Genomic DNA, 10,924 nt, shown 5'->3' with positions numbered 1-10,924 from the left:
CGCCACGAAAAAGGGGCCGCCCTTGCGGACGGCCCCCTTGGTTCGGGTAAAGACCCCGAGCCGGGATCAATAGCGATAGTGATCCGGCTTGAACGGGCCCTCGACCGGCACGCCGATGTAAGCGGCCTGCTTCTCCGACAGCTTCGACAGCTGGACGCCCAGCTTTTCGAGGTGGAGCGCGGCCACCTTCTCGTCGAGGTGCTTGGGCAGAACGTAGACTTCGTTCTTATAGTTCTCGGACTTGGTCCACAGCTCGATCTGGGCGAGAGTCTGGTTGGTGAACGAAGCCGACATCACGAAGCTCGGGTGACCGGTTGCGCAGCCCAGGTTCACCAGGCGACCCTTGGCCAGCACGATGATCTGCTTGCCGTCCGGGAACTCGACCAGGTCGGTGCCGGGCTTCACTTCGGTCCACTTATAGTTGGACAGCGCCGCGATCTGGATCTCGCTGTCGAAGTGGCCGATGTTGCAGACGATCGACATGGGCTTCATCGCCTTCATGTGATCGGCGGTGATGACGTCGGCATTGCCGGTCGCGGTGACGAAGATGTCGGCGCGCTTCACGGCCTCATCCATGGTCACGACCTCGAAGCCCTCCATCGCCGCCTGCAGTGCGCAGATCGGATCGATTTCGGTCACGAGCACGCGCGCGCCGCCGTTGCGGAGCGACTGGGCCGAGCCCTTGCCCACGTCGCCGAAACCGGCGACCGCAGCGACCTTGCCCGCCAGCATGACGTCGGTGGCGCGACGGATCGCGTCGACCAGCGATTCCTTGCAACCATAGAGGTTGTCGAACTTCGACTTGGTGACCGAGTCGTTGACGTTGATCGCAGGGAAAGGCAGCTCGCCCTTCTTCGCGATCTCGTACAGGCGGTGAACGCCGGTGGTCGTCTCTTCCGACACGCCCTTCAGGTTCTTGACGGTCTGGGTCAGATAGCCCGGCTTCTTGGCGATGAACGCCTTGACCGAACGCTGGAACTCGACTTCCTCTTCATTCTCCGGCTCGCCGAAGGTCTGGCCAGCTTCCAGCTTGGCGCCCCACAGCGCGAACATGGTCGCGTCGCCGCCATCGTCCAGGATGATGTTGGCGGTGGTGCCGTCACCATTCTTGTCCCAGTCAAAGATGTCGCCGACATAGTCCCAATAGTCGGCCAGCGTTTCGCCCTTCACGGCGAAGACGGGGATGCCCGCAGCGGCGATCGCGGCGGCGGCGTGATCCTGGGTCGAGAAGATGTTGCAAGTCGCCCAGCGCACATCGGCGCCGAGCGCGGTCAGCGTCTCGATCAGCACGGCGGTCTGGATCGTCATGTGCAGCGAGCCGGTGATGCGCGCGCCCTTGAGCGGCTGAGCAGCGCCGAATTCCTGACGCAGGGCCATCAGGCCGGGCATCTCGGTCTCGGCGATCTTGATCTCGGCGCGGCCGAAATCGGCCAGGCCGATATCCTTGATGACATAATCGTTCTTGGTGGCGGCAGTCGTGGACACGACGAAACTCCGTGCAAAATGGGGCCGACCAAGACGTAGCGCGCACGCCGATCGGCACGGCGCCCGCCTTAGCGGTGATCGCCTTAGGGATCAAATATAAAGATATCTTTATATCGTTTTGGCGATCTGGTTTTCAGGCGGTGCCCCCGCCCGTCACCAACTGCCTTGGATCGACACCGGCTGCGCCGAACGCGGCCTGCCAGCGATCCTCGGCGGGCACGTCGAACAGGATATCGGGCTCGCCGCCGACGTTGAACCAGCATCCCGGTTCTCGCAGCTCCTGCTCCAATTGCCCGGCATCCCACCCGGCATAGCCCAGCGCCACCATCCATTGCGACGGCCCCGCACCCTCGGCAATGGCGCGCAGCACGTCGACCGTGCTCGACAGGACCCAGCGGCCGCCGACATCGACGCTGTCCTGCCCCTGCCAGTCATGGCTATGCAGCACGAAACCGCGCCGGGGCTCGACCGGACCGCCATAATGGACCGGCGTGTCGGGAATATCGCCATGCGCGATCCCGAACTGGTCGAGCAGCGTGTGGAAGCCGATCCCGTCGATCGTCGTGCCCAGCCCGATGCCCAGCGCGCCGCCCTCGTCATGCGCGCAGATCGCGATGATCGCATGGTCGAAACGGGGATCGGCCATACCGGGCAGGGCAAGCAGGAATTGGCCGGAAAGATAGGTCAGTTGATGCACGCCATCGATTATAGGCATCGCCGCCCCGCCCCGCCATGCTTGAAATCTATCCCCGTTCCGTCCCATGAACGCACCAAAGGCCCGGCACGGTGCCGGGGCCTTGCCCCCGAAGGATCTGCATGATGACGATCAAGGCCGGAGACCGCTTGCCCACCACCACGCTGGTCAAGGTAACGCCCGAGGGCCCCGAACAGGTGACCACCACCGACTATTTCGCGGGACGGCGCGTCGCGCTTTTCGCGGTGCCCGGCGCCTTCACCCCCACCTGCTCGGCCCAGCATCTGCCCGGCTTCATCGCCCAGGCCGAGGCGCTGAAGGCCAAGGGCGTGGACGAGATCGCCTGCACATCCGTCAACGACGTGTTCGTCATGAAGGCCTGGGGCCTGGCCAATGACGCGGGTGCGATCACCATGCTGGCCGATGGCAATGGCGATTTCGCCAAGGCGCTCGGCCTGACGCTGGACGCCACCAAATTCGGCATGGGCATGCGCAGCCAGCGCTATACGATGCTGGTCGATGACGGCGTCGTCGAGCAGCTGTTCGTCGAGGCCCCCGGCGAGTTCAAGGTCAGCTCGGCGGAGCATCTTCTCGCCGCCCTCTGATCGGGCGACACGCACGGCTGATCGGATCGGGGGTGGAACAGTGCTGGGCCTCGCCGCGTTTTTTGCGCATCACGGACTGGCATAACGAGAGGAACCCTGGTCATGACCACCTATGTCCCCCCCGAGAAGCAGGCTGAGGCCAAGAGCTTCACCGAAAAGGCGCAAGGAGCCGCGAAGGCCGCCGGTGGCAAGGTGAAGGAACACCCCTATGCCGCCGCCGGCATCGCGGCGGGCGTGGCGGCCGCGGTGGCGGGTGCCGCCTTCGGCGCGTCCAAGCTGCGCACCGCCAATGACGACGAGAATTCGTCGCAAGGGGCCTGACCCCTTAGGCAAGGCGCGGGCGATCCGATGTCGCCCGCGCCCGCTTGCCAGCCTGCGCAACAGGGCTTAGCTCTGTCCGATGACTCACGCTGTCCAGATCGTCGAAGAACTCGACCGCCTTTATACCGCCTCCGTCACGCGCCTGAAGGATGCGCTGACCCTCTATCTCCGCGACGGCACCGCGCCCAGCCTGGAAGATCGCGCGCAGGGCTGTTTCGCCTATCCCGAAATCCGGCTGCTCTATCGCGGCGAAGGTGGACGCCCCGCCCCGATGCGCTCCTTCGGTCGCCTGGTGTCCCCTGGCGACTATCGGATCAGCGTGACCAAGCCCGCGCTGTTCAAGGACTATCTGATCGAACAGCTGACCCTGCTGATCGAGGATTATGACGTCTCGGTCGAGGCGGTGCCGGGTCGGCAGGAAATCCCCTTTCCTTATGTCCTCGATCCCGGCCATGCGCTGAGCCTGGATACGGTATCGGCCGCCGAGCTGGCGCGGTTCTTCCCCGCGACCGAGCTTGCGCACATCGGTGACGAGATTGCCGACGGGCTGTGGATGACCGCCGACGGCAACCGGCCGCTGGCGCTGTTCGACGGCCTGCGCACCGACTTCTCGCTCGCCCGCCTGCGCCATTATACCGGCACCCCGCCCGAGCATTGCCAGCGCTATGTGCTGTTCACCAATTACCACCGCTATGTCGATGAGTTCGTCCGCTGGGGCGCGTCACAGCTGGGCGAGGGATCGCGCTTCACCGCGCTATCGGGTGCAGGCGGGATCGTGATCGAGCGGCCGGAAGATGTCGACAAGATCGTCACCGACAGCGCCTGGCGGCGGCACCAGATGCCCGCCTATCATTTGGTCGCCAAGGACGGCACCGGCATCACGCTGGTCAATATCGGCGTCGGCCCCTCCAACGCCAAGACGATCTGCGATCACCTGGCCGTGATGCGGCCCGAGGCGTGGCTGATGATCGGCCATTGCGGCGGCCTGCGGCCCAGCCAGCGGATCGGCGACTATGTGCTCGCCCATGCCTATCTGCGTGACGACCATGTGCTCGACGATGTCCTCCCGCCCGAAATCCCGGTGCCTGCCATCGCCGAAGTGCAGGTCGCCCTCGCCAAGGCGGCCGAGATCGTGTCGGGCCAGTCGGGCGACGATCTGAAGCGTCGTCTGCGCACCGGCACCATCGTCACCACTGACGACCGCAACTGGGAGCTGCGTTACTCCAAGTCGGCGCTGCGCTTCTCGCTCAGCCGCGCGGTCGGCATCGACATGGAGTCGGCGACGATCGCGGCGCAGGGCTATCGTTTCCGCGTGCCCTATGGGACGTTGCTCTGCGTCTCGGACAAGCCGCTGCACGGCGAACTCAAGCTGCCGGGCCAGGCCAACCGCTTCTATGAGCGCGCGATCAGCGAGCATATGCGGATCGGCATCGAGACGTGCGAGCAGCTGCGGCGCGAGGGCAACAAGCTGCACAGCCGCAAGCTGCGCGCGTTCAACGAGCCGCCCTTCCGCTGATCGATAGGCGGACAAGCAACCGGGCGGCGGGGTAAGCGTTACGGGTACGAACCGAAGCTGCTTTGTTGAAATGGGGGATTTCACCATGGTCGACACCACGGACCCGAACAAGCCACGCCCACCCCGCCGCCGCGCCACGCCCAAAGCCGCTGGCGCGCCGACCCCGCGCAAGCGCCCCGCGCCCAAACCGGCAGACGTGACGGAGGAAACGCCGCCTGCTCCGGTCGGCACGGAGACGGGCGGCGACGCGGTGTCAGAGGTCCCCAAACCCGCCGCCAAGCCCAAGGCACCGCCCAAGCCACGTTCGACCAAGCGCACCACACCGCGCAAGACCGCACCGCGCAAACCCGCCGCCATCAAGCCAGCGCCGGCCCCTGCGCTGGGCAAGCAGGGGTTGGACAAGATCGGCGGCAAATGGGGTGTCGCCTCGATCCTCGGCAGCCTTGCGGCCGCGGCCGGGCTGACGGCGGCGCTGCTGTCGCTCAAGGGGAGTGCGGCAAAGCGTGACGGGGACGAGGACGACCAGGGCTGATTCCCTCACCCGCTCCGTTCAGCCTGAGCCAAGTCGAAGGCCAAAGGAAAACCTGTCCCCTCTGGCATAAGTCGAGGCATGGGCTTCGACTTCGCTCAGCCTGAACGCAGGTTGGGATTTGGTCAGGTGGGAAGAAGCTCCAAATTCCTCCCCTGCAAGGGGAGGTGGCAGCCCGCAGGGCTGACGGAGGGGTGTCGCCGCTAGAGCGTTTCCGACCAGGTTGGATCATCGGCACGGCGGCGATCTCGGTTCGGGGCCAGGCGCGCGGAGGGAGCGATGCCCAAGCATCGGGACCGACAAGCAACGCCGCCCCGGATCGAGAGCGCCCCGCCGCGTAGCGGTCGCCCGCAGGGCGATGACGGTGGTTCAGCTTGGTCGGAAACCGCTCTAGCGACCATGCCCCTCCACCACCGCTTCGCGGCGGTCCCTCTCCCCAAGCCAGCTTGGGGAGGAATGGTCCATCAAATCCTCCCCATCTTCGATGGGGAGGGGACCGCGCGCGTCAGCGCGTGGTGGAGGGGCAGGCAACACCTGCCAGGAAAACCTTTACCACCCCTGCGGCTTGCCCTTGTTCTGCTGGTCCAGCCAGGCTTTCAGCGGCGCGAAATATTCGACCAGCGCCTTGCCCGACATTTCGCGGCTGCCGGTAAAGACCTGAAGCGCATCCGGCCAGGGCTTGGACTGGCCCATCGCCAGCATCGCGTTCAGCTTCTTGCCGACCTCCTTGTTGCCATAGAAGGAGCAGCGGTGGAGCGGCCCCTTCCACCCGGCCTGGTCGCAGGCCGCCTTGTAGAACTGGAACTGCAACACCCGCGCCAGGAAGTAGCGCGCATAGGGCACGCCCGCCGGGATGTGATACTTCGCACCCGGATCGAATTTGGTCTCGTCACGCGCGACCGGCGGCACCACGCCCTGATATTTCAGGCGCAGCGCGTCCCAGCCCGCCTGATACTGGCTGGCCGGAATCTGGCCCGAGAACACGCCCCAGCGCCACTTGTCGATCAGCAGGCCGAAGGGCAGGAACGCGACCTTGTCCATCGCCTGGCGCAGCAACAGCCCGATATCCTTGTCGGCGCTCGGCACCTTGGCGGGATCGAGCAGACCGATCTTCACCAGATAATCGGGCGTGATCGACAGGGCGACGGTATCGCCGATCGCCTCATGGAAACCGTCATTCGCGCCGTTCTTGTAGAGGAAGGGCTGGTTCATATAGGCGCGCTGATAGTAATTATGGCCCAGTTCATGGTGGATGGTGACGAAGTCGTCGCCATTGACCTTGGTGCACATCTTGATGCGGATATCGTCCAGATTGTTGATATCCCAGGCCGAGGCGTGGCAGATCACCTCGCGATCGGCGGGCTTCACGATCTGAGACCGCTGCCAGAAGGTCTGCGGCAACGGCGCAAAGCCCAGCGAGGAATAAAAGCCCTCACCCGTCTTCACCATCTTGACCGGGTCATAGCCCTTGGCCTCCAGCAGTTCGCCCGTGTCATAGCCGACATCGCCCGCCCCCTTGGGCGCGACGAGGTCATAGATATTGCCCCATTCCTGCGCCCACATATTGCCAAGCAGGTCGGCACGGATCGGGCCGGTCTTGGACTGGACGGTGTCGCCATATTTCTCGTTCAGCTTCCACCGGACATAGGTGTGCAGCGCCTTGTACAGCGGCTCCAGTTCGCCCCAGATCTTGTCGGTCAGCTGCGCGAACTGTTCGGGCGGCATGTCATAGCCCGAACGCCACAGCGACCCGGCATCGACATAGCCCAGTTCCTTGGCGCCCTGATTGGCGAGCGCGGTCATCTGCGCATAATCGGCGCGCATCGGCGCGCCGACATTGTCATGCCAGCTGACCCACATCTCCTTCAACTTGGCCGGGTCCCGCTCGCTGCCCATCGCGGCCTCGATATCGGAGCCGTTGATCGGCTGGCCGTTCAGCAGGCCCTTCCCCTTGCCATAGGAGGAGGACATGCGCGTGGTCAGCATCGACAGCTGCGCCGCGGCGCCCGGCGTGGTCGGCGCAGGCAGAGTGATCCCACCGCGAAGCAGGTCGAGCTTGCGCTTGGTGTCGTAGGACAGCCCCGGCAGCGCCTGATAGCGCGCCGCGCCCAGGCCGTAGCGCACGGCGAGCGCGGTCATCTCCGCGCCCGAGGCGGCGGCCAGCGCATCGGTATCGTCGGTGATATAGGTCGCGTTGACCCAGGCGATCTGCTGCGCAGGCACCGACTTTTCGGCGAGCGTCTTTTCGGCCTCGGCGACGAAGGCATCCGCCCCGGCGACGGTGGCGGCGGGCTGGGTGCTCGGCGCGGCGGTCTGGGTGGCGTTCTGGGCCTGGGCGCCACTCGCCAGCGCGATGGCGAGTACGGTGCCGGAAACGGCGGAACGGATCATGCTATCCCCCTGAAATTCTGATTTGCCCTCGAACCGGGGCGAATGGCGCGCAGTTGTGCGGCTTTGGCCGCCGCCGTCAAGCCGTCAGAAACTGCGCGATCGCCGCGCCCAGTTCGGGTTTCGTCACCGAACTCATATGGTTGCCGGGAATTTCGACATAGCGACCGCGCGGCAGGGCTTCGGCCAGATCGACCGCCGCGCCATTGTCGAAATCATCGACGCCCGCCACGACCAGCACAGGCAGGTCGAAGCCCTCGATCGCCGACAGCGACGTGTCGGCAAAGGTCTTCAGGATATGGAGCAGCGCCACCGGATCGCCGCCGGTGGTCTTCAGGAACGCCTCTGCCATCCATTCCGGGCTGCCGCGCTGATGCTCGCCAAGGCGGGTCAGGATATTGGTGAAATGCGCGACCCGACGGTCGGTGTGGAGCAGCCCCTCCAGCCCCATGCCCGCGAAGATCGCCTTGCCCGGCTCCGCGCCCGTCGCCAGCATCCGGCTGACCGTCCGCGCGCCCAGCGAATAGCCGCCCAGGTCGTAATCGGTCAGCCCCAGATGCTCGACCAAAGCATGGCCGTCGCGGGTCAGCGCATCGGCGGGATAGGCGGCGGGATCGTGCGGCTTGCCGCTTTCGCCATGCGCGCGCAGATCGGGCATGATGACCCGGTAGCCCTTGGCCGCGATCGCGGCGGCATGGCCATAGCGTATCCAGTTCGTATATGCGTCGGAGAAATAGCCGTGGATCAGCACCACCGCACGCCCCTCCCCCATTTCGCGCCAGGCGATCGGGGTGCCGTCGAAGCTGTCGAAAAAACGGGTTTCGGGGACGGTGTCGGCCAAGGGTTCGGTCTCCGGCAGTTAAGCTATACCGCGCCCTCCTAATACGGATCGGCGAGGATGTGGACCTTTCTTGCCGGTATGCTGCCCTCACCCTTCCGGCGCTCCGCGCCTCCCTCCCTCTCCCGATGGGAGAGGGAAGGGTGAGGGCAGTCTGCCTTAGCCGACGTAAATCCCGGCAACCCGCCATTCGCCGTCCTCGCGCTCCAGCGTCACCGTTTCGACGACATCCGCCGAGTTGCCGAACCGGGTATTGAACCGCACCATCCGATAACCGGCGGGCGGGGCGGGAATGTCGTCCTGACTGAGCAAGGTGCGCGACACCGTCTTGCCCAGCGGGGTCCGCACCTTGTCCGAGGTGGCGGCCCAGACCTGTTCGGTATTGAGCCTGCGGAAACTGGTCGTGGTCATACGGTAGCTGTCGGCCCAGCGCCCCTGGTCGATCAGTTGCACGAAACGCTGTGCTGCCTCGACCGCCGCAGGATCGCTCGCCACGGTGGAAGCCGTTTGCGGCGGTGCGGAAGCCATATGGGTCAGGCCGCCAAGGGCGAGAAGGCTGAGGACAAGGGTCATGAGGGTCGCTCCGATGATGATCCGGGGGCGGCGGATGCCGCGCCTGACGCCGACGACCGGCGCCGGGCTTTCCTGCGTCATCACTTGGAGCTGGTCCTCCCCGATCCTCATGTCCCCCAGATAATCGGGGGGCGGTGGCGCATCCTCCACCTCCAGCAGCATCCGCGCCGCCTCGCGGCTGCTCGATACCGACAGCTTGCGGCGGGCGTCGCGCAGCCGTTCGTTGATCGTGTGGACGGACAGGTTCAGTTCGCGCGCAATCGACTTGGCGTCATGCCCTCGCACGATCAGGCGTAGCGTCTGTTTCTCGCGGTCGGTCAGCGCCCCGACGCCCGCTTTGGCCCGCATGGTCATGGGGCCGACTATGCCGGAGCGAGCCGGCGCGGCCACCCTCAAAAAATTGTACTCCCGCCCGGTCGAGGCGGTCCGCAACGGCGCGATGGGTCCCCGCCTCACCATGTCATCACAAAATGGCGGGAATCCGTGCTTTTTTCTGATTCCCGACGAGTCGCGATCATGGACAAAAGGGGTACAAGCCGTTAGCCGCCGCCCATGGCAGCATCCTTGTTCCTTCTTCTCGCGGTGATCCTGGCGTTCGCCGGTGGGGGCGGGCCGTGGATGCTGATCGCAAGCGTAGCGGCCGCGACGGCAGCGGGAACGCGGTTGCCCGACCTGGACACACCGCTCCAGCTTCAACACCGCAGCGCGCTGGTGCACAGTATCCTGCCCTTCTATGTCGCGACCCTCGATCCGCGCACCTGGGCGGTCGCCGCCGGACTGGGTTTCGGCGTCGGCTTCCATCTGGCGGCCGATCTGTTTCCCGGCACGATGCGTGGTTTCGCGACGATCAAGATACCCCTGATCGGGTCGATCGGGGCCTTTCCCTCCTATCTGTGGATCGCGGTCAACGCGGCGGCGAATATCGTCGGGGCATTCGTCATCCTGGAATGGATCGCGGCCGACCGGGTGGCCGCCTGCGCGCTGGCCGCGACGGGCGTGCTGGGGGCGAGCTATCTGCTCCAGGCCAAAGGCGGGCTCTATGCGCTGTTGGTGATGATCGCCCTTGGCTGGCTGATCCTGCGCTAGGCGAAGCGATTGGCGTTTCGAAGCGATTACGGTAAGGAACGCCCCTCTGCCGCCAGAAGCAGGCCAATCGGGAGCGGATGCCGGACCCATGATCCGGACCCTCGATGACCGCAGCGACCGCCCCGACCACCGAAGCCCTGCCCAGCCCGATCGGGCGTCCCCACAGCCTGTTGGAGGATGCCTATGCGATCTTCATCGGCTGTACGCTGTTGATCGTGGGGCTGGTGTTCCTGAAAGCGGCGGGGCTGGTGACGGGCGGGATCGCGGGGGTCGCGTTGCTGCTCTCCTATCTGATCCCCCTGCCCGCGGGCGTGCTGTTCACCCTGGTCAACATTCCCTTCTTCCTGTTCGCGCACAAGGTGATGGGCGCGCGGTTCGCGGTGAAGACGGTGCTGGTCAATATCGGGATCGGCGTGGCGTCCGCGATCACCCGTGTTTCGGTGCATGTCGATACCGTCCACCCGGCCTTCGCCGCGCTGGTCGGCGGCACCGTGATCGGCATGGGCATCCTGGCGCTCGCCCGGCATCAGGCGGGGGTCGGCGGGACCGGCGTCATCACCATCTGGCTCTATCGCAAGCGGGGATGGAATATGGGCATGACGCAGGTCGCGCTGGACGTGGTGATCCTGTCGATGGCGATCCCGGTGGTCAGCGGCGTGCAGATGATATGGTCGGCGATCAGCGCGGCGGCGATCAGCCTGATCCTGTTCGCCTGGCACCGGCCGGGGCTGTATATGGGGCGGTAAACCCTCTTCCTCCCCTTCAAGGGCAGGTGGCAGGCGAAGCCTGACGGAGGGGTGTCGCCTCTCGATAGCGGGACACCCCTCCACCAGCTTCGTGTTCGAGCGAGATTGTGCCCCCGGCACAATCTTGGTCTGCCGGAGGCAAA

11 protein-coding genes are annotated in these 10,924 nt (G+C 65.4%); 6 read left to right on the top strand and 5 right to left on the bottom strand.

Features of this window, described 5'->3' with window-relative positions; translation table 11 throughout:
* Positions 1 to 66: 66 nt before the first annotated feature.
* The gene (gene ahcY / locus U1H82_RS03415) at positions 67 to 1,485 is read right to left on the bottom strand and encodes an adenosylhomocysteinase (RefSeq protein WP_322963516.1); all 1,419 of its coding nucleotides are present in this window, start codon (positions 1,483 to 1,485) and stop codon (positions 67 to 69) included.
* A gap of 133 nt (positions 1,486 to 1,618) precedes the next feature.
* Positions 1,619 to 2,200, bottom strand: coding sequence for a YqgE/AlgH family protein (locus U1H82_RS03410; RefSeq protein WP_322963515.1), 582 nt, complete (start codon positions 2,198 to 2,200; stop codon positions 1,619 to 1,621).
* Positions 2,201 to 2,304: 104 nt separating this feature from the next.
* Here U1H82_RS03410 and U1H82_RS03405 point away from each other — a divergent pair, with 104 nt between their 5' ends.
* The 4 genes from U1H82_RS03405 (at position 2,305) to U1H82_RS03390 (ending at position 5,153) form a co-directional block, all read left to right on the top strand.
* The gene (locus U1H82_RS03405; RefSeq protein WP_322963781.1) at positions 2,305 to 2,784 is read left to right on the top strand and encodes a peroxiredoxin; all 480 of its coding nucleotides are present in this window, start codon (positions 2,305 to 2,307) and stop codon (positions 2,782 to 2,784) included.
* Positions 2,785 to 2,886: 102 nt separating this feature from the next.
* On the top strand, positions 2,887 to 3,105 hold the full coding sequence (locus tag U1H82_RS03400; protein ID WP_322963514.1) for a hypothetical protein: 219 nt from the start codon (positions 2,887 to 2,889) through the stop codon (positions 3,103 to 3,105).
* 79 nt (positions 3,106 to 3,184) lie between these two features.
* Entirely contained in the window at positions 3,185 to 4,621 is a 1,437-nt protein-coding gene (locus U1H82_RS03395; protein ID WP_322963513.1) for an AMP nucleosidase, read from the top strand.
* Between the two features lie 85 nt (positions 4,622 to 4,706).
* Positions 4,707 to 5,153, top strand: a complete 447-nt coding sequence (locus tag U1H82_RS03390; RefSeq protein WP_322963512.1) for a hypothetical protein — start codon at positions 4,707 to 4,709, stop codon at positions 5,151 to 5,153.
* 546 nt (positions 5,154 to 5,699) lie between these two features.
* Here the strand turns inward: U1H82_RS03390 and U1H82_RS03385 are convergent.
* From U1H82_RS03385 to U1H82_RS03375, 3 genes are all read right to left on the bottom strand, one after another.
* Complete coding sequence (locus U1H82_RS03385; RefSeq protein ID WP_322963511.1) at positions 5,700 to 7,541, bottom strand: M2 family metallopeptidase; 1,842 nt, start codon at positions 7,539 to 7,541, stop codon at positions 5,700 to 5,702.
* A 76-nt stretch (positions 7,542 to 7,617) separates the two neighbouring features.
* Positions 7,618 to 8,379, bottom strand: a complete 762-nt coding sequence (locus tag U1H82_RS03380; protein ID WP_322963510.1) for an alpha/beta fold hydrolase — start codon at positions 8,377 to 8,379, stop codon at positions 7,618 to 7,620.
* Positions 8,380 to 8,535: 156 nt separating this feature from the next.
* A complete protein-coding gene (locus U1H82_RS03375) occupies positions 8,536 to 9,303 on the bottom strand; it encodes a helix-turn-helix domain-containing protein (RefSeq protein WP_322963509.1) in 768 nt (255 codons plus the stop codon).
* A 210-nt stretch (positions 9,304 to 9,513) separates the two neighbouring features.
* Between U1H82_RS03375 and U1H82_RS03370 the strand changes: the two genes are divergently transcribed.
* The gene (locus tag U1H82_RS03370; RefSeq protein ID WP_322963508.1) at positions 9,514 to 10,035 is read left to right on the top strand and encodes a hypothetical protein; all 522 of its coding nucleotides are present in this window, start codon (positions 9,514 to 9,516) and stop codon (positions 10,033 to 10,035) included.
* Positions 10,036 to 10,139: 104 nt separating this feature from the next.
* Positions 10,140 to 10,781: a YitT family protein gene (locus tag U1H82_RS03365; protein WP_322963507.1), complete on the top strand. Its 642-nt coding sequence runs from the start codon at positions 10,140 to 10,142 to the stop codon at positions 10,779 to 10,781.
* Positions 10,782 to 10,924: the final 143 nt, after the last annotated feature.

This window comes from Sphingomonas fuzhouensis (assembly GCF_034659795.1).
Lineage (GTDB): Bacteria > Pseudomonadota > Alphaproteobacteria > Sphingomonadales > Sphingomonadaceae > Sphingomonas > Sphingomonas fuzhouensis.
The sequence above is the reverse complement of the archived record's forward strand: the minus strand, read 5'-3'. Positions and strand labels throughout refer to the sequence as shown.